Source organism: Pantoea sp. S-LA4 (assembly GCF_054482835.1).
The window spans coordinates 960,369-982,560 of record NZ_JBTLRC010000002.1 but is presented as its reverse complement, the minus strand read 5'-3'; the positions used below and the strand labels follow the sequence as shown (position 1 = coordinate 982,560).

The window sequence follows — 22,192 nt, the reverse complement described above, 5'->3', positions numbered from 1 at the left end:
CCGGAAATGCTCACCTGTTTCCGGATTTTTTATGCACCCTGGACAGGCACTTGAGAAGTCAAAAGCCGGAGCTTGTGGAGCAGGAACTGTGAGGTGCCTCACTGGCTTATAATCTGTTGAGATATCAGATAATTAAAATGGCGGAACAGCTGAAAGGAGACTGGCCGAATCAACTGAGCTTCTCAGAATCCTGCGGAATGGCCATGAAAATGCGGATGCCCCTGCAGGGCGCTTTACCGGGCCGTATACCGAAACTGATGCGTGATCTTGCAAGTATGAGAGAACGGGTGAAGTTACCGACAAGAAGGGAAAGGGCCTTCCCGAAGGTGGTAACGGAGAGGCCCTGGAAATACACCACAGCCCCGAAAAAGGGCCAGTCAGTTGCTTAACTGACTGGCATTACGACGTTTGTCGGCCTCAGGATCATGCAATCAGAAGCATGACATCGGGATCGGGAGATTCGCGTTACGACAGCAGCTTCTCTTCTTCGCTGGCCGCCACCGCCTGCTGGCGTCGTTCAATAATCATGGTTTGCGGCGTCGAGAGCAATATTCCCTCTTTACGCAGACGCGTCAGAATATCAAACAGCAGGTCGCTCTTCGCGCCAGCGATCTGGCGCTGCCCGGCCACATTGCCGGTCACGCTCAGTACAATCCCTTGCTGGGTCAGATCTTTGAACGACACCGACGGCTCTGGCGTCTCCAGAATACGTTCGTTTTCGTTGTAGACCTCCAGCAGGATATCGCGCACTTTAGAGGGATCGATATTCAGCGGGAAAGTGAGCGTGATCGTCACCACGCCCTGCGCATTGCCCATGGTGGCGTTACGCACGTTCTGCGAGATGAACTGCGAGTTCGGCACGATGACGGTCGATTTATCGCCTAACTGAATTTCGGTGGCGCGCACGTTAATCCGGCGGATATCCCCTTCAATACCGCTGATGGTCACCAGATCGCCCACTTTTACCGGACGTTCCGTTAACAGAATCAACCCGGAGATAAAGTTCTTCACAATCTCCTGCAGGCCAAAACCGATACCTACCGACAGCGCGCTGACAATCCACGCCAGTTTGTTCCACTGCAGGCCCATGATCGACAGCGTCAGCAGAATAATCAGCACGAAGCCGATGTTGCTGAACAGCGTCACCAGCGACACCCGCATCCCCACGTCCATGGTGGTTTTCGGCAGGAAATCGTTGTCCAGCCAGCGGCGTATTGAACGCAGCACATAGATGCCGACGATCAGGCAGATTATCGCATTCACCATATGCGCCGGTACGATATTCAGGGATTCAAGTCCTTTACCGCCCCAGAACTCGATCACTTTTTGCAGCAGCTCAATCGGCGTTGACGAGGCAAAGGTCCCATTGACCAGCGCCAGTGCCACAACCAGCACCAGAAAGGTTTTGCCGATGGCCGTCAGCAGCGTAGCCGTTTGCTGCAGATGACGCTCATTGATGTTAAGCGAACTCTGAATGCGACGACCGGTTGCGTTACTGGTCGAGAACAGGCTCTCACAGCCATCGTTAAGCAGATGACTGAGGAAGTAGAACGAACCAAACAGCAGGCCGCACCAGATCACTTCATAACTCAGGAAGCGTGCCAGCGTGACGTAACCAATGAGCAGCGACACCAGAATGGCGATGCCGGTCAGCGTCAGGCCCATCTGGATCAGTCCGACCAGCGTCGATCGCGCTTCCGGTGGTGTGCCCGCCTGCGTCATGCGACGACGAACCCGATTGGTGCGCATACTGATCGCCAGCGCGGTACTGCCAATCAGCAGTGCCGTCAGGCCGTTGGCAAAAATAGTGGTATTCAGGCTGGTGCCGACGCTGTAGTTAAACGACTCGACCGTCTGAAAGATAAACACCAGCACGGCGGTAATGGGTGGAAAGGGTTTTAACGCCATCGCCACTTCATTAGAGATGGTCGGTAACCGCCAGCTGGGCCTGCGGGTAGAGAGGAAAGCGCGTCCCAGCCCGGCAATCAGGCCACAAAAGACGCTGAGCCGAACCAGTTGATCCACGAAGTCCTGAACGTTTTCAGAAACCTCATCACGGCGGGTAAAGGCCAGGGCGATAAAGTTAAAGGTGAGGACGACAGCCGCCAGGGTGGTCAGGGCGATTGCAGCCGCCAGGAAACTGCGACGTAACTTCCCTTCCGGCAATTTGTGAATGCTGACCCAGGCCAGAAACTCTTCGCTGTAACGACGGCCGACCGTCATCACTAACAGCGCAGCCAGCAGCCAGAAGACACTGCCCACGCGCCAGCCCGGCTCCCATGAGAGTACCGCGGTGTCCTGCAGCTCCTGCAGAAATTCACCGATTTTCTCGCCATCCAGGTCCTGACTATTGAGCAGCGGTGACCAGAAACGCGGCCCCAGAATGGTGCCGGAGTTCAGCGCCAGCTGGCTTTTTAACTGGTCACGACGCAGGTTAGTAATCTGTGAGGAGAGCGTCAGTGCGCCATTTTTAATGCCTTCGGCCTGTTTGATCTGGTCGTCGAGTTTGCTTTTCTGACTTTCCAGCGCGTTACGCTTGCGCGTCACTTCCGGCGTCTCTTTTACGCCGCTGTCAGCCTTGGGTGCCGGCCCCAGTACCTGCAACTGGGCGTCCAGTTGCTGGCGATCGGGGATCAGCGCCTGTCCCAGCGTGTCGGCATTACCAGAGAGCTCAAGCGCCATTTCATTGAGCTGAGTCAGCTTGTTTTCGCCAGCATCGACGGAGACCTGACTTTTGATTTTATCGAGGATCTTCTGCATTTTCGGCAGTTCAACCGCGGCATTCAGCTTCGGCGGAGCGTCCTGGTCCTGAGCAGCACTGGCCGTATCATCCGCGGCCAGCGTCAGCGCCGGGGCAAATGCCACCAGCGCCAGCATTAACAATGCAAAAAAGGATCGTAGCTTAAACATATGAGTAAGATTCCGGCAGCTTAAATCAGGCGATCGTCCCTCGCCAGTCGCGCGTAGTGTAGGGCTTTGCAAGGGATGGCAATATAGGAATAACGGGCATTTTTCGGGTTAACGTCGGGCGGCCAGAGAGGTAAAAATGGCTTTACGCCTCTGACCGCGTTTTCCCGATGTCCTGCTCAGCCTGCAGGCAATGCCAGTGCGCGCAGTGCGCGACACCGACTCTTTTCTACTCGACGTCGGCACTGCTGGCACCGTTGCTGGCGACCTGGCCTGATTTCTGTTTTTTATACGCCAGCGCGGCGGCCGGCACCGGCGCAGCCTTGCCGGTTTCAATCCAGTCACGCAGGCGGTTGGCATCCGCGAAGTGGGTATATTTGCCAAACGCGTCCAGCACCACCAGCGCTACCGGGCGATTGTTGATCATGGTGCGCATCACCAGGCAGTGGCCCGCCTCGTCGGTGTAGCCGGTTTTAGTCAGCTGAATGCGCCAGTCATTTTTGTACACCAGATGATTGGTGTTGCGGAATGGCAGCGCATAGCTCGGATGCGTGAAGACGGCGGTTTCTTCTTTAGTGGTGCTGAGTGCGCCGAGCAGTGGATATTCGCGCGTCGCCTTGAGTAACTTAATCAGGTCCTGGGCACTGGAGACGTTTTGCGTGGAAAGCCCGGTCGGCTCAACGTAGCGGGTCTGTTTCATACCCAGCGCGCGCGCTTTGGCGTTCATCGCCTGGATAAAGGCGTTATAGCCGCCCGGATAAGCATGAGCCAGGCTGGCGGCGGCGCGGTTCTCTGAGGACATCAGCGCCAGCAGCAGCATATTGCGGCGGCTGATCTGGCTGTTGAGTTTGACGCGTGAAAATACCCCACGCATCTCCGGCGTCTGGCTGACATCCACCGTCAGCATCTCATTCATCGGCAGATGTGCGTCCAGCACCACCATTGCGGTCATCAGTTTGGTGATGGAGGCGATTGGCCTGACCCGATCCGGATGACTGGAAAACAGGACTTTATTGCTGGTGAGATCGACAATCATCGCGCTGCCAGAGGCAATCTGCGGTTGAGCAATCGGCGCCATTTGTGACAGCGAGGTGGTCGCCTGCGCCGGTAATGCCATTCCCTGCCCGGAAACGAGCAGCGCCAGCGAGAACAAAGTGAAACGAATTTTTGCAGGCATCGTAGAAAAAAGACCCGGTTGAGATTGTGCGCTGTGTCAGACACAGGCCGCCCGCATCAGTGCAGTCAGAGCGCGGGCTGGCAGCAGCATCATACGCTGAAGGTTAAGAAATTTCCTGGTGAGATTGTTTCCGGGCGTTAAAAAGGCGCCGCCGCCAGCACGGCGGCAGCGGCAGATCAGAACAGTCGGGGTCCATAACCCCACAGAATGACGGTCATCGCCAGTAACACTTCAAAAACCAGCACGCCAATCGCCAGCGTGGAGCCGGAGAAACGCAGGCTCTCTTCACGGTCAATATTCAGAAACAGCGGAATGCCGATATAGAGCAGATAGCCGGTGTAGACCAGCGCTAAAGCGCCGACCAGCACGCACAGCCAGACAAGCGGATAGAGTGCCACCAGCCCGCTGAGAAACAGCGGTGTGGCGACATAGCCCGCAAACACCGTGCAGCGCTGTACCCCAGGCCGCTGCGGATAATTGCGCGCCATCCAGTGGATCACCCGGCCCATCACCGCCACGCCACCCAGAATAATCAGATAGAACAGGATACCGAGCCCAATCCCGGTAGCGATATTAAGCTGAACAAACTGCCCCTCACCGAGATTCCAGCCCAGTTGCGTGGTGCCGATAAAGGCACAGATAACCGGGATCGCCGCCATCAGCAGAACATGGTGGGTGTAATGGTGCGAGACGCTCTCATTCTCTTGCTTGATATGACGCATTTCCTGATTCGGATGCGCCAGAAGTCCCCAGACATGGTTCATACAGTCACTCCTCTGATGCGAAGGGCTGCCCGAAACGGCAACAGAGTCTCTGAGGGCAGCGACAGTTCAAGTATAAACGGCAGAACAACTTTCGTGGCAGCTGAGCAAAAAAACAGCAAAAATAAGCGCAGGGGCGGACGCCGGGCGGAAGCGAAACCAAAACGCGTATAGACTTAAAGAAACAGAGTCAAACAGGGAGAGTCATTTTGCATTTGGATATCAACGGATTAATTACCCAGTACGGCTATCTGGCGCTGCTGATCGGCTGTATTGCGGAAGGGGAAACGTTTACCTTGCTTGGCGGCGTCGCCGCCCATGAAGGCCTGCTGCACTATGCGGGCGTGGTGCTGGCCGCCATGGCTGGCGGCATCATTGGCGATCAGCTGCTCTACTGGATCGGACGCCGCTATGGCGCACGCATTCTGCGTCGTCTGAAAAAACATCAGGATAAAGTGGTGAAGGCGAACCGGCTGATCAAGCGCCGGCCCAGCCTGTTTGTCATCGGCGTGCGCTTTATGTATGGCTTCCGGCTGATTGGCCCGATCATTATCGGTGCCAGCCGCCTCAATCCGATGAAGTTTTTCATTCTCAACGTGATTGGGGCGGCAATCTGGGCACTGATTTTTGTCACGCTCGGCTATTTTGCCGGCGGCATCATCGCCCCGTGGCTGCACAAACTCGACCAGCACCTCAAGCATCTGCTGTGGCTGGTCGGTGCGATTGTGTTTGCCTTTGTGCTGCGCTGGGTGATCCGCCGCTGGCATAACCGTCGGGCCGATCAGTAACCTTTGAACTGCGGATTCGCCAGCATGAATCCGCCGTCGATGATAAAGGACTGGCCGGTGGTGTAGGTCGCCCATTCAGAGCAGAGCCAGGCAACCATGCTGGCGATCTCGTGGGTGTCACCGGGCCGGCCAGCCGGGATCTCCGGCATCTTCACCTTGTGCGCATCTTCATCACTCATCTTATTCATCGGCGTGGCGATCGCGCCGGGTGCCACCGCATTCACCAGAATATTGTGCGGCAGCAGGCTCAGCGCCATCGATTTAGTCAGGCCGCCCGCCGCATGTTTTGCCGCCGTATAGGCCACCGAACCGGGCAGCGGCGTGTGCTCATGCACCGACGTAATATTGATAATCCGGCCACCTTCGCCCTGCTCAACCATCTTACGGGCCGCAATCTGGCCGCAGACAAAGACGCCATCCACGTCGACGGCAAAGGTTTTACGCCAGTCTTCATAGGTGACATCAAGGAAGTCCGCCTTGAAGTTAGCCCCGGCGTTGTTCACCAGCACGTCAATCCGGCCAAACCGATCGATCAGCTGTTGCAGCGACTGACCGCCCTGTTCAGGATCGGCCAAATCCAGCTGGATAATCTCTGCACGCCGGCCTTTATCCCGCACTAACTGTGCGGTACGTTGCGCGCCCTCTTCATCGGAACGCCAGGTGATACCAATGTCAAAGCCCTGCTCTGCCAGCATTTCAGCGCAGCGGCTGCCGATGCCCGAGTCTGATGCGGTGATAATGGCGACTTTACTCTGTGGTGTGGTCATAACGGCCTCCTTTAGGAAAGTGTCATCACCAGTATAACGTCCCTGAAAAATTCGCCCGCCGCCAGCGCCCATTCTGTCAATCGGCCGCTGACGGAATCCGGCACTGAATTAACCCTCTGTGCCAGGCGGCTGCCGACGCTGCCGCCTCGACTATAGTTAGCAATGACACTAACAGGGAGACCAGAATGAGTAAGGTAAAACGCAACATTGAGGACCACGGCGTGATTGGTGATCTGCGCACCTGTGCGCTGGTCGCCAATGACGGCACCATCGATTATCTCTGCTGGCCTGAACTCGACAGCCCTTCGGTTTTTTCCGCGCTGCTCGACAGTGATGATGCCGGACTCTTCTCTCTGGCCCCGGACTGGCAGGATGTGCGCCGCCAGCAGCTCTATCTGCCTGATACCAACATTTTACAAACCCGCTGGCTGGGCGATGAAGGAGTAGCCGAAATCACCGACTACATGCCGATTTGCGATGATGCTGACAAACTACCCCGGCTGATCCGGCGGGTGAAAATGGTGCGCGGCAAGGCGCGCTTTACCATGCGTTGTTCGCCCCGCCACGACTACGCCCGGGCGCAGACCCGCGCCGAAGTGCAGCATGGCTGCATCGATTTTCACGCCGAAGGTCAGCCTTCGCTGCGGCTGGCCGCCACCGTGGTGATGACGCTGGAGGAAAACAGTGCCACCGCGAATTTTACCCTGCAGGCGGGTGAACATGCCGAATTTGAGTTTGGCAGCGTCAACGACGCGCACATCGAAGCGCTCTCCACCGAACACTGTTTTGAAGAGACGCTGAATTACTGGCGTCGCTGGAGCGCCCGCAGCACCTATCAGGGCCGCTGGCGCGAAATGGTTCAGCGCTCCGCACTGGCGTTAAAACTGCTGACCTCGCATCGTCACGGCTCAATCGCCGCCGCCGCCACCTTTGGCCTGCCGGAAGAGCTGGGCGGCGAGCGCAACTGGGATTATCGCGCCTCATGGATCCGCGACGCCTCATTCAGCATGTACGCCCTGATGCGCCTCGGCTACGTCGATGAAGCCAAACATTTCACCCAGTGGGTCGGACGCTGTGTTGAAAACAGCCATCATGACGAAATGCGCCTGCAGGTGATGTACCGGCTGGACAGCGGCACCGAGCTGCACGAAATGGAGCTGCTCAATCTGTCAGGCTACGGGGATTCGCGGCCGGTGCGCATCGGTAATGATGCGTGGCAGCAGACCCAGCTGGATATCTACGGCGAACTGATGGATGCGGTCTACCTGGCCAATAAATATGGCGAGGCGATTTCGCAACGTGGCTGGAAGCATGTGACGCAGATGATCGATCGGCTGTGCGACAAGTGGAATCAGCCCGATGCCGGTATCTGGGAGATGCGCGGTCAGCCGGAGCATTTTCTGCATTCGCGCCTGATGTGCTGGGTGGCGATGGACCGCGCGCTGCGCCTGGGCATGAAGCGCTCGTTGCCGATGCCGTATGAGCGCTGGGATCGGGTGCGGCGTGAGATCCGGGAAGATATCTGGGCCAACTTCTGGAACAGCGAGCGCGGCCATTTCTCCTCTACCCGTCACGGTGACCATCTTGATGCATCCATGCTGCTGATGCCGCTGGTGCGTTTTGTCGGGGCCACCGATCCCGACTGGCTCGCCACGCTGGATGCGATCAAAACGCATCTGGTCAGCGACGGCATGGTCCGGCGCTACAACATCGACGAGACGCCGGCAGATGGTCTGCAAGGGTCGGAAGGATCGTTTGGTGCCTGTTCATTCTGGTATGTCGAATGCCTGGCCCGCGCGGGCCGGATTCAGGAAGCGCATTTCGAATTTGAGAAGCTGCTAAGCTACGCCAGTCCGCTGGGGCTGTACGCCGAGGAGTTCGACAGTCGTGGCCATGCGCTGGGTAATACGCCACAGGCGCTGACGCATCTGGCGTTAATCAGTGCCGCGTTTTTTCTGAATCGTAAACTCAGTGGTGAAGTGACGTTATGGCAGCCCTGAAGCCGGTTTTTTTATGCCAGCGGTGGCTGAAAAATGCCGGTTTAACACGGGAAGTTACGTAAAGTATTTCCGGCAGGTTAAAATCCTGATTCACATCGTCAGATTAATGAACATATAATGCGCAGCAGGTCACATTGGCCAGCATGGGTTCGACACATTGACAAGCCTGAAACATGGCGATAAAGACTTGTAAAATATGAAAATGAGCATTCGCGCGTTCGCTTCAATCGCATTGGCTTTGGCGGCGTTTAGCCAGTCAGCCTTTGCTGTGGTTTACCCGTTACCGCCGGCCAACAGCCGGTTGATCGGCGAAAATATCGAGATTACTGTTCCTGAGGACAGCAAACTGCCGCTGGAAGCCTTTGCGGCGCAATACCAGATGGGCCTCAGCAACATGCTGGAAGCCAATCCGGGGGTTGACGTTTATCTGCCTAAGGCTGGCAGTAAAATGATCATCCCACAGCAGCTGATCCTGCCTGATGCACCGCGCGAAGGCATTGTGATTAACAGCGCTGAGATGCGTCTCTACTACTACCCGAAAGGCAGCAAAACCGTGGTGGTATTGCCGATTGGTATCGGTGAGCTGGGTAAAGATACCCCGATCAACTGGACCACGGCGGTAGAACGTAAAAAAGATGGCCCGACCTGGACGCCAACCAAAGCGATGCACGCCGAATATGCAGCACGCGGCGAGAATCTGCCAGCCGTCTTCCCGGCCGGTCCGGATAACCCGATGGGGCTGTATGCGCTCTATATCGGCCGCCTCTATGCGATTCACGGCACCAATGCCAACTTTGGTATCGGCCTGCGCGTCAGCCACGGCTGTGTGCGTCTGCGCGCCGAGGATATCAAATGGCTGTATCAGAACGTGCCGGTCGGTACGCGGGTGCAGTTCGTTGATCAGCCGGTGAAAGCCACCGTCGAGCCGGACGGTTCGCGTTATGTCGAAGTGCATAACCCGCTGTCGACCACTGAAGAGCAGTTTAACTCGCGTGAGCTGGTACCGATTACGCTGACGCAGGCGGTGAGTAAAGTACTGGTTGATGCCAGTGTTAATCAGGACCAGGTGAACGGTGCCATTCAGGGCCGTACCGGTATGCCGGTAAAAGTGAACGGTGTGGAGAACAACATCCAGACCGCACCGGTTGACGTGCCTGAGAACCCGCAGGCTGCGCCACAGGAGCAGCCAATGACGCCAGTCACGTCACAGGGCGCCAGCACCGACGCCGCGCAGCCACAGCAGCAGCCGGTTACGGCACCTGCGCCTGCCACGGCGAATAACAACTCGTAATCGCCGTTTCGCTCTCCGAAGCCAGCGCCCGTCGCTGGCTTTTTTATTGCCTGCATTTGCCAGACCCTGCCCTTCCGTTTGCGCGTTGCCCGCCAGGCCGGGAGCGGTCTGCGCGGCTTCTGGTGTCGCCGTATCGCGCGGCTGGTCGTCATTTTACTGTCATAGAAAGCGCGTATCACACTGCGATGTACCGGTGCAAATCAGCATCCGGCATCCGCAATTCGAGGTACACCATGAGCGAAAACAGTCTCTCTTCTTCCTCATCGACCCGACGCCCTGATTTCAACGGCAAAAGCAGCCGCTTTAGCAAGCCGCTGTTTTTCATCCTGCTGGTCGCCGGGCTGGCGTTTGCCGGGCTGAATCTGGTCAATGATGTTGAACAAACCAACATGCCGGTGACCAGCTATCTGCCGTTTTTCCTGCTGGGACTGGCGCTGCTGATCGCGCTGGGCTTTGAGTTCGTCAACGGCTTTCATGACACCGCCAACGCCGTCGCGACGGTGATCTACACCCATTCACTGACCCCTGGCGTGGCGGTGGTCTGGTCCGGTATCTGTAATTTCCTCGGCGTGCTGCTCTCCAGCGGCGTGGTCGCTTTTGGCATCATCTCCCTGCTGCCGGTCGAGCTGATTCTGCAGGCCAGCAGCGGTAACGGCTTTGCCATGGTTTATGCGCTGCTGTTCTCGGCGATAATCTGGAACCTCGGCACCTGGTATTTCGGCCTGCCCTCCTCCTCGTCGCATACCCTGATTGGCTCGATCATCGGCGTCGGGGTGGCGAATGCGATGCTGCACGGGCGCAGCGGCCTGAGCGGTGTCGACTGGGATCAGGCGCTGAAGGTCGGCTATGCACTGCTGCTGTCACCAGTGGTCGGTTTTGTCTGCGCCGGGCTGTTGCTGTGGGTGATGAAGCTGTTTATCCGCAATCGCCAGCTCTACAGCGCGCCGCAGAATGACCAGCCGCCGCCGGTCTGGATCCGCGGCCTGCTGATCCTGACCTGTACCGGCGTCTCCTTTGCGCACGGCTCTAACGACGGTCAGAAAGGGATGGGGCTGATTATGCTGATCCTGGTCGGCACCATGCCGATCGCCTACGCACTTAACCGATCGCTGCCGCCGGATCAGATCCCACGCGTCGCGGCGTTAACCGAGGTCACTGAACATCAGCTGCTGCAACTGCAGCCGGCCGCACCTCAGCCGCCCGCCGCCCGCGACGTGCTGATCGCCTTTGTCGGCAGCAGCCAGCTCAATCCCAACGTGTTACCGGCACTGGCGATGACCCTCAACGAGATTGGCGACCAGATACGCCGCTACGGATCGATGGACAATATTCCGGCGCAGTCGGTGGCCAACACCCGTAACCAGATGTACCTGGCCTCAGAGACCATCAAGCATCTGCAAAGCGCCGAAGTAAAGCTGCCGGAAGAGACCGAACGTAATCTGAAAGCGGTGAAAACCGAGCTCGACAGCGCGACCCGTTTTATTCCGATGTGGGTAAAAGTGGTGGTGGCGATCGCGCTGGGGCTGGGCACCATGGTCGGCTGGCGACGGATTGTGGTGACGGTGGGCGAACGGATTGGTAAAACGCACCTCAGCTATGCGCAGGGTGCCAGCGCCGAGCTGGTGGCGATGGCGACCATTGGCGCGGCAGACGGCTTCGGTCTGCCGGTCTCCACCACTCACGTACTGTCGTCGGGCGTGGCGGGCACCATGGCGGCTAACCGCTCCGGTTTGCAGTTATCAACGCTGCGTAATCTGGCGGTGGCCTGGGTATTGACCCTGCCGGTGTCGATTCTGCTCTCGGCGCTGCTCTACTGGCTGTTTATTCATCTCTGATCATACAAAACCGGCGGGCCGTTAACCTGTCTGCCGGTTTTGCCAGTAAAGCCGCAGCGTAATCAACAGCGCGCCCAGCACCATCAGCGCCGCCGCCAGATAAACCGACTGCATTCCCCAGTGACCAATAAACAGTCCCGCCACCGGACCGGTCAGGCCGAGGCCGAGATCGAGAAAGGCGGAATAGGTGCCCAGTGCCGATCCCTGATCCTGACGCCCGACCTGCTTAACCGCCTCGACGCCCAGCGCCGGAAAGACCAGCGAGAAGCCGCAGCCGGTAAGAAAGGCCCCCGCGCCCACCAGCCAGGCGCTGTCGGCCTGCCAGATGATGATCAGGCCCAGAGACTCCAGCATAAAAGAGAACAGCGAAACCTGCAGTCCGCCAAAACGGGTGATAAAGCGGCCAAAACCGAGGCGCACCAGCACAAAGCCGAGGCTAAAGACCGACAGCGCCCAGGCCGCGCCCTGCCAGTCGCGGCTGGCAAAATAGAGGGTGATAAAGGTAGCGATGACGCCGAAACCGATGGTGCCGCAGCCGAGTGCCAGACCATAGAGCCAGACGCGGGAGAAGACCCGGTGAAACGGAATCCGTTCCCCTACGCTGACGGTCACCGCCGGTTTGCGGCTGGCCATCAGATAGCCGATAACGCCCATCAGCGCAATCAGACCGGCAAAGCCGCTCATGCCTAATCCGCTGTTGAGCATCACCCCAAGCGGCGCGCCAATCGCCATCGCCAGATAGGTGGCGACGCCGTTCCACGAGATGACGCGCGCGGTCTGCATCGGACCGACGATGTTCATGCCCCACAGGGTTGAACCGGTGCTGCTGAAGCTCTCACCCACGCCAAGAAACAGCCGCCCCAGCGCCAGCAGCGCCAGACTCAGCCAAGGCCATTCACTCAGCAGCGCAGCGATGATGGTCAGCACCCCGCTCATGCCACAGCAGAGCAATCCCAGCATCACCACCCGTTTCGGACCGAGGCTATCGGCCAGACGACCTGACTGCGGCCGGCTGAGCAGCGTGGCAAAGTATTGAAGGCTGATGATCAGCCCGGCGACAAAGGAACTGAATCCGAGATGGTTTTTGACAAAGCCCGGCAGCACGGCCAGCGGGAGACCAACGGAGAGATAGCAGAAGAAGGTGAAAACGATTACCGAGAGGATACGTTTATTGAGCTGGCTGTTGCTCAATACAGCGACATCAGACATAGCAGGCTTGTAAGGTAAGGGAAATTTTTCCCACTATACCGTCAGGCCGCTAAGGGGTCGCCTGATTTTTTATCACAAACCATGAACAATGGCGTGACGATCGATGGCGTGGGCAATGTCGCCAGAGGATTTTAACGCGCGGATCTCACTGAATAAACCGTCGGCTTCGGTATAGGCTTTGCGCAGGTAACCGAGCCACTGCTTAATGCGTGCTACGTGATACAAGCCGGTATCACCCTGCTTTTCCAGACGGGTATATTTCAGTAATAGATTAACAACGTCCGGCCAGGGCATCGGCAGTTCGTTGTACTTCACCACCCGACTAAGGTTGGGAATACTGAGCGCGCCACGGCCTAACATCACCGCCTCACAGCCGGTAATCCGCAGGCAGTCCTGCGCACTTTGCCAGTCAAAAATCTCGCCGTTGGCGATCACCGGAATCTTCAGCCGCTGGCGAATCTCGCCAATCGCCTGCCAGTTAATGGCGTCAGCACGATAACCGTCTTCCTTGGTCCGGCCGTGTACCACCAGTTCAGTGGCACCTGCCTGTTCTGCCGCGTCGGCAATCTCCAGACTGCGGGCGCTGGAGTCCCAGCCAAGCCGTACTTTGACCGTTACCGGCAAATCTGCAGGCACCGCTTCACGCATCGCTTTCGCGCCGCGATAGATCAGATCGGGATCTTTAAGAAGAGTGGCACCGCCGCCGCTGCCATTCACCAGTTTCGACGGACAGCCGCAGTTGAGGTCAACACCCCAGGAGCCGAGTTCCACCGCGCGGGCGGCGTTTTCAGCTAACCATTCGGGATGCTGCCCCAGCAGCTGCAGACGCACCCGCGTGCCGGAAGGCGTGCGGCTGGCGTGTTGCAGTTCGGGGCAGAGACGGTAGAAGGATTTTACCGGCAGCAGTTGATCGACCACGCGCAAAAACTCAGTGATGCACAAATCGTAGTCGTTCACTTCCGATAACAGCTGGCGCACCAGCGAATCAAGCACGCCTTCCATCGGCGCCAGTAAAACCCTCATACTCAGACGTTTCCGGTACGCTTCGCTGCCGGACGACGCGGACGAGCAGCCGGTCGATCACCCTGCGGAGCTGGCTGGCTCTGACGACGCGCCTGTGGCCGTTTTTCGCCTGATGAACGTGGCGCACCGGCACCCTGTCCACCCTGGCTGCGACCACGACCGCCGCCGCCTGCACCGCCACGCGACTGCTGTTGACGACCGTTAATGATCGGTTCCGCTTTAATGCTCGGATCGGGCTCATAACCGGCAATCGCCAGACGCGGAATCTCGCGCTTCAGCAGACGTTCGATGTCACGCAGCAGTTTATGCTCGTCAACGCAGACCAGCGATAACGCCACACCGGTGGCCGCGGCACGACCGGTACGGCCGATACGGTGGACATAATCTTCAGCAACGTTAGGCAGCTCGTAGTTCACCACGTGCGGCAGCTCTTCAATATCCAGGCCACGGGCCGCGATGTCGGTCGCCACCAGCACGCGAATGCCGCCGGATTTAAAGTCGGCCAGCGCACGGGTACGGGCACCCTGGCTTTTATTTCCGTGGATGGCGGCGGCGGTGATGCCATCTTTGCCCAGCTGCTCGGCAAGGTGGTTAGCGCCATGCTTGGTGCGGGTAAAGACCAGCACCTGCTGCCAGTTGCCTTCGCCGATCAGCTGCGACAGCAGTTCCCGCTTACGCTTCTTATCCACGAAGTGAACCTGTTGCGCCACCTGCTCGGAAGCGGTGTTGCGGCGGGCCACTTCCACCAGCTCAGGATTAGTCAGCAGTTTCTCAGCCAGGCCTTTGATCTCATCAGAGAAGGTGGCGGAGAACAGCAGGTTCTGGCGTTTCGCCGGCAGACGCGCCAGCACGCGACGGATGTCGTGGATAAAGCCCATATCGAGCATCCGATCCGCTTCATCCAGCACCAGAATTTCGACCTGTGACAGGTCAACGGCGTTCTGTTGCGCCAGATCCAGCAGACGGCCTGGCGTCGCCACCAGAATATCAACGCCGCCACGCAGTTTAAGCATCTGCGGGTTGATGCTGACGCCACCGAAGACCACCAGTGAGCGCAGCGGCAGATATTTGCTGTATTCGCTGACGTTTTCGCCTACCTGCGCCGCCAGTTCACGGGTCGGGGTGAGGATCAACGCCCGCACCGGACGACGACCGCGGATAGCGCCCGCGTTGGCAGAGAGTTTTTGCAGTAACGGTAAGGTAAAGCCGGCCGTTTTGCCGGTGCCGGTCTGGGCACTCGCCAGCAGATCGCGGCCTGCCAGCACCACAGGAATCGCCTGGCGCTGGATAGGTGTAGGTTCGCTGTAGCCTTGTTCGGCAACCGCGCGCAAAATATCGGCACTCAGGCCGAGAGAGTCAAAAGACATTACGTGGTTTACTCCGGTCCGCTCTGGCCGTGATTCACGGTGTAGTTTTCAGAGGGATAGTGACGCCAGCTGGGGCTGACGCGTGAAAAGGGCACAAACTACGATGCGTAAGCGGGCGAGTGTAACAGCTTTAGCTGCACTGTGCGAGATAGCTCACATTTCCTGACATAACTTAGTGCGTTAGAAACAGGAAGGCCACCTTGCGGTGGCCTTCAACTTAGCTACGTTTTTTTTCAATGCGCCGCGGCGGTTCTTTCGCCAGCAGCGACACCAGCGCCGGACCCAGCAACATCACTACGCCAAGCGAGGCCAGCAGCAGGTTGTTGTGGTAAATCCGCGACACCAGGAACAGTGTCATCATGGCCGCGCCAAAGTAGTAAGTGGTGGTCGCTTCTTCAAGATAATCACCGAGCGTGCGTAAACGGGCACTGCGCTGCGTCACCAGCATGGCGATAAACACCAGTGCATAAGTGGTCACCAGCGTGCTGCAGACATCAACCAGGGCTTTGTGTTTCCAGCCCCAGATCAGCGCCGCGATCACCAGTAAATGCATCGCAATGTGCACGTACGTCTGACCCGTGATGATTTGAATACGATTAGACCATTTCATTCAATTCTCCTGGCAGACCCAACAGGTCGCCCAAGTGCTACCGGCACAAGCCGGAAACGGTTTCCTCAATGTAAAACAATTTTCGGATAACGCCTTAATTATCGCCCTTCTTCACCCTCCATTTGTGACAAAGACTACACTTTGATTCTATTGATGATGAAAAGGAGTGCGTCGCGAGTATGCCACAAAACCAGCAAGGATTTTCAATAAAAGTCCTGACGATCAATACACACAAGGGTTTCGCCCCTTTTAATCGCCGCTTCATCCTGCCTGAATTACGCGATGCTGTTCGCGCAACGGAGGCGGATGTGGTCTTCCTGCAGGAGGTGATGGGCACCCATGCCATCCACTCTCTTAACCATGAAGAATGGCCTGAATCGCCGCATTATGAGTTTCTGGCCGACACCATATGGAACGATTTCGCCTATGGGCGCAACGCGGTCTATCCGGAAGGACATCACGGCAATGCGGTGCTGTCCCGTTTCCCGATCACCGAATATGAAAACCGGGATATCTCGGTGGCGGGCAGTGAAAACCGCGGCATGCTGCATTGTCAGATTGCCCTGCCTGAGCCGCACGGCACGCTGCATGTCATCTGCGTTCACCTGGGTCTGAAAGAAGCGCATCGTCACGCGCAGATGAAAAAAATCTGTGAAATGGTCAACTCACTGCCGCCCGACGCGCCGGTGGTGGTAGCCGGTGATTTTAATGACTGGCAGCGACGCGCCAACGCCATCTTAAAACATGGCGCAGGCCTGAAAGAGGTATTCAGCATGAAAACCGGACGCCCGGCGCGCACCTTCCCGGCGCGCTTTCCGATCCTGCGGCTCGACCGCATCTATGTGCGCAACGCTACGGTCAGTCATCCGTGGACGCTGCCGCGAAAACCCTGGTCGCATCTTTCCGATCATGCGCCGCTGGCGGTGGAGATTCATCTATGAATTTTCACTGGCAAGAGGGTAACAAGCTGCGCCTGCTGGAGAATGGCGAAGAGTTTTTCCCGCAGGTATTCGGGGCGATTCAGCGTGCTGAACGCACCGTGCTGCTGGAAACCTTTATTCTGTTTGAAGATGAGGTTGGTAACGCCCTGCATCGCGAACTGCTGGCGGCCGCCCAGCGCGGCGTCAGAGTTGAAGTGATGGTGGATGGCTACGGCTCGCCCGATCTCTCCGACAAATTCGTCAACAGCCTGACCGGCGCGGGCGTGCGTTTCATCTATTACGATCCGCGCCCGCTGGTGATGGGAATGCGCACCAACGTGTTCCGCCGCCTGCACCGTAAAACGGTGGTAGTGGATGAGGTGGTCGCCTTTGTGGGCGGGATTAACTTCTCGGCTGAGCACAACAGTGACTATGGTCCGGAAGCCAAGCAGGATTACGCGGTGCAGGTGAAAGGCCCGGTGGTGGGAGATATCGCCCGCTATCTGCAACAGGCGATTGGCAGCGAGCAGGCCACCCGCCGCTGGTGGGGATCGCGCTCGCATCGCCCGGCCGTCAACGCCACGCCGGGCGACGCCCAGGTGCTGTATGTCTATCGCGATAACGACGATCACCGTGATGACATCGAAATGCACTATCTGGAGATGCTGCGCGAGGCGAAACGCGATGTGATTATCGCTAACGCCTACTTCTTCCCTGGCTACCGGCTGCTGCGCGAAATGCGCAATGCGGCCCAGCGCGGGGTGCGCGTCCGGCTGATTGTGCAGGGCGAACCCGATATGCCGATTGTCAAAGTCGGGGCCGAACTGCTCTACAACTACCTGGTCGATGCGGGGGTCGAAGTCTACGAATATTGCCGTCGTCCGCTGCACGGTAAGGTGGCGGTGAAAGATGATCACTGGGCGACCGTTGGCTCCAGCAATCTCGATCCGCTCAGCCTGTCGCTTAATCTCGAAGCCAACCTGATTATTCACGATCGTCAGTTTAACCAGACGCTACGCGATAACCTTGAAGCCCTGCTGGCTAAAGATTGCCAGCGGGTAGAGGACGATCGCCTGCCGCCGCGTAACTGGTGGCAACTGAGTAAGAGTGTGGTGGTGTTCCACTTTCTGCGTCATTTCCCGGCCATCGCCGGCTGGTTACCGGCGCATACGCCGCTGCTGGCGCAGGTTGATGCGCCGGTTCAGCCGGAAATGGAGACGCAGGATCGTGTTGAAGCCGACAATGAAGGAGCAAAACCCTGATGGCGAAAAAGCATCCACGCTGGCAACTGGCGAAAAAAATTCTCACCGTGCTGTTCTTCATTGCGGTGATTGTGCTGCTGGTGGTCTATGCACGTAAGGTGAACTGGGAAGATGTCTATGACGTGATCGTCAACTACAACCGGTTTGTGGTGCTGACCGCCGCCGGGCTGGTGGTGATCAGTTACCTGGTCTATGGCTGTTACGATTTGATTGGCCGGGCCTACTGCGGTCATAAGCTGGCGAAACGCCAGGTGATGCTGGTGTCGTTTATCTGTTACGCCTTCAACCTGACGCTGAGTACCTGGGTCGGCGGTGTGGCGATGCGCTACCGGCTCTATTCCCGCCTCGGGCTCGACAGCGGCACCATCACCCGCATCTTTTCACTGAGTATCGCCACCAACTGGCTGGGCTATATCCTGCTGGCTGGCGTGGTGTTCAGCGCCGGGATGGTCTCGATCCCCAGCGGCTGGTTTATTGGTGAAACCACGCTGCGGCTGATTGGCGTGCTGTTGCTGGTGCTGGTGGCAATTTATCTCTGGGCCTGCGCCTTCTCGAAGCGTCGCCGCTGGACGGTGAAAGGCCAGACGCTACAGCTGCCGTCACTGCGGATGGCGCTGTTTCAGTTTGCCGTCTCCTGCGCCAACTGGATGGTGATGGGAGCGATTATCTGGCTGCTGCTGGGCCGTGATGTCGGCTATCCGATGGTGCTGGGGGTATTACTGATCAGCAGTATCGCCGGGGTGATTATTCACATTCCGGCCGGGATTGGGGTACTGGAGGCGGTGTTCCTCGCCCTGCTCAGCGGTCAGCATACGACGCATGGCGCGATCATCGCCGCCCTGCTGGCCTACCGCGTGCTCTACTTCATTCTGCCGCTGTTGCTGGCGCTGGTGCTCTATCTGGTGCTGGAGAGTCGGGCGAAGCATCTGCGTCATAAGAACGAGCAGAAATTACAGAAATCGTAGTGAAAAAAAAGGGAGACGCGCAACCTGAGCGCGTCTCCCTTTCTGTAACCTGACCTTAGCGGCGGTTGCCGAAAATCCGCAGCAGTATCAGGAACAGGTTGATGAAGTCGAGATAGAGCGTTAATGCCCCCATAATCGAGTAACGACGCAGGTTCTCTGTGTCGCGCGCATCAATCTGCTCGCCAATATTTTTCAGCTTCTGGGTGTCATAGGCGGTTAAGCCCACAAACACCACCACACCGATATAGGTAATGGCCCACATCAGCGCCGGGCTTTTCAGCCAGAAGTTCACCAGCGAGGCCAGCACGATGCCGATCAGCGCCATAAACAGCAGGCTGCCAAAGCGGCTCAGATCGCGTTTGGTGGTGTAGCCATAGAAACTCATCGCACCAAACATCCCGGCGGTGACGAAAAAGGTGCTGGCAATGGACGAATAGGTATAGACCAGAAAAATACTCGCCATGGTGACGCCGGTCAGCGCCGAATAGAGCATAAACAGCCCGGTGGCGACGGCACCGCTCAGGCGATGCACCATGCCGGAGAGAAAAAAGACCAGTGCCAGCTGCGCGATAATCAGCCCAAAGAAAGTGATGCGGTTAGCAAACACCAGCTCCATCACCGCGGGCGTACGCGCGGCAAACCAGGAGACAAACGCTGTCAGTAACAGACCGCAGGTCATCCAGCCATACACCTGGGCCATATAGGCTTGCAGCCCACGTGACGCAGGTTGAACAATTGAATCGTTTTGTGGATATCGGTCCATGATGCACCTCTTGTTGAACGGATTTGGACGTGCTCCGCGGACGGAGCCTGACTAAGTGTGGCACAGCCCGACTCAACTGTGCCACAACATCCCCTTAACGACGCGACAGACACTGCTGATAGCGGCTATCGACACGCTGCGCAAACCATGCGGTGGTCAGATTGCGGGTGATTTTCGGGCTTTCCAGCTTGATGCCCGGCAACATTTCTCTAGGCAGCCGACGACCCGCCATCTTATCGGCCAGGGTAAACACCTGCCGCCACAGCGTGCTGTCGCTGAAATCTGCTTTCTCCCCTTTTTCCAGGTCGCGGCGGATTTCGCTGTCACTCATATCGATCTGCTTCGCCAGGGTACGCACTGCCAGCTCGGTGGTGCCCGCCTTGTCGCTGCCGTAAAGAATCAGATCGCCATCCAGCGCCAGCTTCATTCCGGTCGCCCGTGACACTGCCGCCTGGAACGCGGCGTTGCGGCTGGCATACCAGCCAGCGTTGAAGTCGGCAAAACGGTAAAGCGGCCGGCTGTAATCGGCCGGATAACCCAGCAGATGCAGGGTCCCGAAGTAGATGCCGCCATGACGGGTAAAGACTTCGCGGCGGATAGAGCCATCAATCGGCCACGGATAGCCTTTGGCATGTGCTTCCGCAAAGGCGATGCTGACCTGCATCGGCCCGCCGGTATGAATCGGATTGAGATTGCCAAACAGCGTCTGCCCCATCGGCACCATATCGATCAGGTCATCAAAAATGGCGCTCAGCTCTTTCTCACTGCGCACCTTATCCAGACGGGCTGCGTAACTCTCGCCGTTGGGCGATTTAATCAGCAGCGCGGTGCGGACCACAAACGCCGGCACATGCACCTTCGCCGCCCGGCGGTTGATCTCGCCCCAGGCAATTTTCGGCAGGCCCGGCACGGTCGCTTCGGCGCTGAAGTTGGTCTCCTGATCCGCCACCGCAATCACCGCACACAGATTACTGACGCTGGGATCGAGCTGCTGGGTGCGAAAAGTGGTGTAGATGTCGTCGGTCCAGTCCGCTTTATTGCTGACGTGAGCAGGCAACAGCCGCTGGATTTGTGCTTTGACATCGGCGGGCTGCCGGACCGGCACCTCGGGGGTTTTCTTGCTGCTACAGCCTGCCAGCACCAGTGCGGCGACCAGCGTCAGACGTTGCAGTATTGGGGTGGATGACATGCCTGTCCTCAGAATCAATCAAACCCCTACTCTACCATTGCCATCGTTTTACCGGCAGGGCTGATTTTCTGAACCTCTCTACCTGTACTAAGGTTACCTCTTTTACCGTTAAAGGAATTTACGATGTTAAAACTCTGGCCTGTCGCGGCATTCAGCCTGCTGTTAGCGGGATGTGGTGCCAATAACTCTCCGGCTCAGGTGCAGTCGCCTGGCGCACCCACCTCCTCGTCACTCAAACTGCTGGAAACCGGCGCGGAGGTGATGCAGTCCCGTCCACCGATCGACGCCATCAATACCTATCTCGACGGCTTCCATTTTTACAATGGCGATCAGAACGGTCAGATGGAAGCGCACCATTATGTGACGGTGCTGAATGAGGATGTGATGCAGGCGGTGATCTACGATGGCAATACCCGCGATGCGCGGCTGATGGGGGTGGAGTACATCATCAGCGAGCGGTTATATAAAACCCTGCCGCCGGAAGAGAAGAAGCTGTGGCACAGCCATCAGTATGAAGTGAAATCGGGCACGCTGATTGCGCCCGGTTTGCCGGAGGCCGCCGACCACGCGCTGATGAAGCGCATCGTCAATACCTATGGCAAAACCTGGCATACCTGGCATACCGATCGTGACAAAACCCTGCCGATCGGCATTCCGGCGCTGATGATGGGCTTTACCGCTGACGGCCAGATGGACTCGCGCCTGCTGGCGGATCGCGATCGCCGTTTCGATGTCGACAGCAAAAAAATTCGCGCCCAGCGGGCGGATATTGTGGCGCATCCGGCTGAACCGGGAGCCAATGCCTGGCAACAGGGCGAAGTAATTCAGCTGCAACGCACCCACGGCGGCGGTGAACACAGCCACGGCCAGACCCACTTTGGCCCGGCCGAGCAGTTAAAACAGCCTTAATCCCAGCGCTGCGCCGCCTGGCGATCGCTGTCGCGGGCATCCACCCAGCGATCGCCGTCGGCGGTTGCTTCCCGTTTCCAGAACGGCGCGCGGGTTTTCAGGTAATCCATAATGAACTCCGCGGCGGAGAAGGCACTGCCGCGGTGCGCGCTGGTGACGCCCACCAGCACAATTTCATCGCCGGGAAACAGTTCCCCGGTGCGATGGATCACCGTGACGCGTTGCAGTGGCCAGCGCTGGCGGGCCGCATCCACAATCTCCTGCAGCGCTTTTTCGGTCATGCCGGGATAGTGTTCCAGCGTTAACGCCGCGACGTCGTCGCCGAGATTGTGGTTACGCACTTTGCCGGTGAAGGTCACCACTGCGCCATCTTCGTCACAGGCCGCCAGCCAGCGATACGCTTCTGCCATATCAAAAGGTGCCGGGCCGACGCGAATCCGGGTTTCCAT

19 protein-coding genes and 1 pseudogene are annotated in these 22,192 nt (G+C 57.9%); 9 read left to right on the top strand and 11 right to left on the bottom strand.

What is annotated here, in order from left to right:
- Nucleotides 1-50: 50 nt before the first annotated feature.
- Nucleotides 51-389, top strand: a pseudogene (locus ACX3P5_RS05510) (IS4 family transposase); the annotation flags it as partial.
- 76 nt (nt 390-465) lie between these two features.
- On the opposite strand, the gene ACX3P5_RS05505 reads toward ACX3P5_RS05510, so the two are convergent.
- The 3 genes from ACX3P5_RS05505 to ACX3P5_RS05495 all read right to left on the bottom strand — a co-directional run bounded on the left by ACX3P5_RS05505 (nt 466) and on the right by ACX3P5_RS05495 (nt 4,848).
- On the bottom strand, nt 466-2,910 hold the full coding sequence (locus ACX3P5_RS05505; protein WP_233984825.1) for a DUF3772 domain-containing protein: 2,445 nt from the start codon (nt 2,908-2,910) through the stop codon (nt 466-468).
- Nucleotides 2,911-3,136: 226 nt separating this feature from the next.
- Nucleotides 3,137-4,084, bottom strand: a complete 948-nt coding sequence (gene pbpG, locus ACX3P5_RS05500) for a D-alanyl-D-alanine endopeptidase (RefSeq protein ID WP_336754915.1) — start codon at nt 4,082-4,084, stop codon at nt 3,137-3,139.
- Between the two features lie 176 nt (nt 4,085-4,260).
- Entirely contained in the window at nt 4,261-4,848 is a 588-nt protein-coding gene (locus tag ACX3P5_RS05495) for a Yip1 family protein (protein ID WP_233984827.1), read from the bottom strand.
- Nucleotides 4,849-5,054: 206 nt separating this feature from the next.
- Between ACX3P5_RS05495 and ACX3P5_RS05490 the strand changes: the two genes are divergently transcribed.
- Entirely contained in the window at nt 5,055-5,633 is a 579-nt protein-coding gene (locus ACX3P5_RS05490) for a DedA family protein (RefSeq protein ID WP_233984828.1), read from the top strand.
- Here ACX3P5_RS05490 and ACX3P5_RS05485 read toward each other — a convergent pair.
- The gene (locus tag ACX3P5_RS05485) at nt 5,627-6,400 is read right to left on the bottom strand and encodes an SDR family oxidoreductase (protein ID WP_233984829.1); all 774 of its coding nucleotides are present in this window, start codon (nt 6,398-6,400) and stop codon (nt 5,627-5,629) included. The genes ACX3P5_RS05490 and ACX3P5_RS05485 overlap by 7 nt on opposite strands.
- Nucleotides 6,401-6,585: 185 nt before the next feature.
- Here ACX3P5_RS05485 and ACX3P5_RS05480 point away from each other — a divergent pair, with 185 nt between their 5' ends.
- The 3 genes from ACX3P5_RS05480 (at nt 6,586) to ACX3P5_RS05470 (ending at nt 11,526) form a co-directional block, all read left to right on the top strand.
- Nucleotides 6,586-8,400 carry a glycoside hydrolase family 15 protein gene (locus ACX3P5_RS05480; protein ID WP_458968385.1) on the top strand — a complete coding sequence of 605 codons (1,815 nt, stop codon included), beginning with the start codon at nt 6,586-6,588 and terminating at the stop codon, nt 8,398-8,400.
- A gap of 196 nt (nt 8,401-8,596) precedes the next feature.
- Complete coding sequence (locus ACX3P5_RS05475) at nt 8,597-9,691, top strand: L,D-transpeptidase family protein (protein WP_233984831.1); 1,095 nt, start codon at nt 8,597-8,599, stop codon at nt 9,689-9,691.
- A gap of 233 nt (nt 9,692-9,924) precedes the next feature.
- Nucleotides 9,925-11,526, top strand: a complete 1,602-nt coding sequence (locus tag ACX3P5_RS05470) for an inorganic phosphate transporter (RefSeq protein ID WP_233984832.1) — start codon at nt 9,925-9,927, stop codon at nt 11,524-11,526.
- Nucleotides 11,527-11,547: 21 nt separating this feature from the next.
- Here ACX3P5_RS05470 and ACX3P5_RS05465 read toward each other — a convergent pair whose 3' ends face one another.
- The 4 genes from ACX3P5_RS05465 to ACX3P5_RS05450 all read right to left on the bottom strand — a co-directional run bounded on the left by ACX3P5_RS05465 (nt 11,548) and on the right by ACX3P5_RS05450 (nt 15,735).
- On the bottom strand, nt 11,548-12,735 hold the full coding sequence (locus ACX3P5_RS05465) for an MFS transporter (protein ID WP_233984833.1): 1,188 nt from the start codon (nt 12,733-12,735) through the stop codon (nt 11,548-11,550).
- Nucleotides 12,736-12,807: 72 nt separating this feature from the next.
- Nucleotides 12,808-13,758 (bottom strand): tRNA dihydrouridine(16) synthase DusC, encoded by a 951-nt coding sequence (gene dusC / locus ACX3P5_RS05460; RefSeq protein WP_458968384.1) that lies wholly within the window; start codon nt 13,756-13,758, stop codon nt 12,808-12,810.
- Between the two features lie 2 nt (nt 13,759-13,760).
- Nucleotides 13,761-15,125, bottom strand: a complete 1,365-nt coding sequence (rhlE, locus tag ACX3P5_RS05455; protein ID WP_233984840.1) for an ATP-dependent RNA helicase RhlE — start codon at nt 15,123-15,125, stop codon at nt 13,761-13,763.
- A gap of 217 nt (nt 15,126-15,342) precedes the next feature.
- On the bottom strand, nt 15,343-15,735 hold the full coding sequence (locus ACX3P5_RS05450) for a YbhQ family protein (RefSeq protein WP_233984841.1): 393 nt from the start codon (nt 15,733-15,735) through the stop codon (nt 15,343-15,345).
- 179 nt (nt 15,736-15,914) lie between these two features.
- On the opposite strand from ACX3P5_RS05450, the gene ACX3P5_RS05445 reads away from it, so the two are divergent.
- From ACX3P5_RS05445 to ACX3P5_RS05435, 3 genes are read left to right on the top strand one after another with little or no spacing between them, the layout of a single operon-like run.
- Nucleotides 15,915-16,676 carry an endonuclease/exonuclease/phosphatase family protein gene (locus ACX3P5_RS05445; RefSeq protein WP_233984842.1) on the top strand — a complete coding sequence of 254 codons (762 nt, stop codon included), beginning with the start codon at nt 15,915-15,917 and terminating at the stop codon, nt 16,674-16,676.
- Nucleotides 16,673-17,917 (top strand): cardiolipin synthase ClsB, encoded by a 1,245-nt coding sequence (gene clsB / locus ACX3P5_RS05440; protein WP_233984843.1) that lies wholly within the window; start codon nt 16,673-16,675, stop codon nt 17,915-17,917. Before ACX3P5_RS05445 ends, clsB begins: the two co-directional genes overlap by 4 nt.
- Nucleotides 17,917-18,882 (top strand): lysylphosphatidylglycerol synthase domain-containing protein, encoded by a 966-nt coding sequence (locus ACX3P5_RS05435; protein ID WP_233984844.1) that lies wholly within the window; start codon nt 17,917-17,919, stop codon nt 18,880-18,882. The genes clsB and ACX3P5_RS05435 overlap by 1 nt, the downstream gene beginning before the upstream one ends.
- A 55-nt stretch (nt 18,883-18,937) precedes the next feature.
- Here the strand turns inward: ACX3P5_RS05435 and ACX3P5_RS05430 are convergent, their stop codons facing one another.
- Both ACX3P5_RS05430 and ACX3P5_RS05425 read right to left on the bottom strand, forming a co-directional pair.
- Entirely contained in the window at nt 18,938-19,645 is a 708-nt protein-coding gene (locus ACX3P5_RS05430; RefSeq protein ID WP_233984845.1) for a Bax inhibitor-1/YccA family protein, read from the bottom strand.
- 94 nt (nt 19,646-19,739) lie between these two features.
- On the bottom strand, nt 19,740-20,834 hold the full coding sequence (locus ACX3P5_RS05425) for a DUF1615 domain-containing protein (protein WP_233984846.1): 1,095 nt from the start codon (nt 20,832-20,834) through the stop codon (nt 19,740-19,742).
- Nucleotides 20,835-20,957: 123 nt separating this feature from the next.
- Here ACX3P5_RS05425 and ACX3P5_RS05420 point away from each other — a divergent pair, with 123 nt between their 5' ends.
- Nucleotides 20,958-21,743, top strand: coding sequence for an OBAP family protein (locus tag ACX3P5_RS05420; protein ID WP_233984847.1), 786 nt, complete (start codon nt 20,958-20,960; stop codon nt 21,741-21,743).
- On the opposite strand, the gene moaE is transcribed toward ACX3P5_RS05420, so the two are convergent.
- Complete coding sequence (gene moaE, locus ACX3P5_RS05415) at nt 21,740-22,192, bottom strand: molybdopterin synthase catalytic subunit MoaE (protein ID WP_233984848.1); 453 nt, start codon at nt 22,190-22,192, stop codon at nt 21,740-21,742. The two genes, ACX3P5_RS05420 and moaE, sit on opposite strands and share 4 nt — an antisense overlap.

What these genes read in the sequence shown, in the direction of transcription:
- ACX3P5_RS05505 (WP_233984825.1), bottom strand. Translation starts at nt 2,910, where the DNA reads ATGTTTAAGCTACGATCCTTTTTTGCATTGTTAATGCTGGCGCTGGTG.
- pbpG (WP_336754915.1), bottom strand. Translation starts at nt 4,084, where the DNA reads ATGCCTGCAAAAATTCGTTTCACTTTGTTCTCGCTGGCGCTGCTCGTT.
- ACX3P5_RS05495 (WP_233984827.1), bottom strand. Translation starts at nt 4,848, where the DNA reads ATGAACCATGTCTGGGGACTTCTGGCGCATCCGAATCAGGAAATGCGT.
- ACX3P5_RS05485 (WP_233984829.1), bottom strand. Translation starts at nt 6,400, where the DNA reads ATGACCACACCACAGAGTAAAGTCGCCATTATCACCGCATCAGACTCG.
- ACX3P5_RS05480 (WP_458968385.1), top strand. Translation starts at nt 6,586, where the DNA reads ATGAGTAAGGTAAAACGCAACATTGAGGACCACGGCGTGATTGGTGAT.
- ACX3P5_RS05475 (WP_233984831.1), top strand. Translation starts at nt 8,597, where the DNA reads ATGAAAATGAGCATTCGCGCGTTCGCTTCAATCGCATTGGCTTTGGCG.
- ACX3P5_RS05470 (WP_233984832.1), top strand. Translation starts at nt 9,925, where the DNA reads ATGAGCGAAAACAGTCTCTCTTCTTCCTCATCGACCCGACGCCCTGAT.
- ACX3P5_RS05465 (WP_233984833.1), bottom strand. Translation starts at nt 12,735, where the DNA reads ATGTCTGATGTCGCTGTATTGAGCAACAGCCAGCTCAATAAACGTATC.
- dusC (WP_458968384.1), bottom strand. Translation starts at nt 13,758, where the DNA reads ATGAGGGTTTTACTGGCGCCGATGGAAGGCGTGCTTGATTCGCTGGTG.
- rhlE (WP_233984840.1), bottom strand. Translation starts at nt 15,125, where the DNA reads ATGTCTTTTGACTCTCTCGGCCTGAGTGCCGATATTTTGCGCGCGGTT.
- ACX3P5_RS05450 (WP_233984841.1), bottom strand. Translation starts at nt 15,735, where the DNA reads ATGAAATGGTCTAATCGTATTCAAATCATCACGGGTCAGACGTACGTG.
- ACX3P5_RS05445 (WP_233984842.1), top strand. Translation starts at nt 15,915, where the DNA reads ATGCCACAAAACCAGCAAGGATTTTCAATAAAAGTCCTGACGATCAAT.
- clsB (WP_233984843.1), top strand. Translation starts at nt 16,673, where the DNA reads ATGAATTTTCACTGGCAAGAGGGTAACAAGCTGCGCCTGCTGGAGAAT.
- ACX3P5_RS05435 (WP_233984844.1), top strand. Translation starts at nt 17,917, where the DNA reads ATGGCGAAAAAGCATCCACGCTGGCAACTGGCGAAAAAAATTCTCACC.
- ACX3P5_RS05430 (WP_233984845.1), bottom strand. Translation starts at nt 19,645, where the DNA reads ATGGACCGATATCCACAAAACGATTCAATTGTTCAACCTGCGTCACGT.
- ACX3P5_RS05425 (WP_233984846.1), bottom strand. Translation starts at nt 20,834, where the DNA reads ATGTCATCCACCCCAATACTGCAACGTCTGACGCTGGTCGCCGCACTG.
- ACX3P5_RS05420 (WP_233984847.1), top strand. Translation starts at nt 20,958, where the DNA reads ATGTTAAAACTCTGGCCTGTCGCGGCATTCAGCCTGCTGTTAGCGGGA.
- moaE (WP_233984848.1), bottom strand. Translation starts at nt 22,192, where the DNA reads ATGGAAACCCGGATTCGCGTCGGCCCGGCACCTTTTGATATGGCAGAA.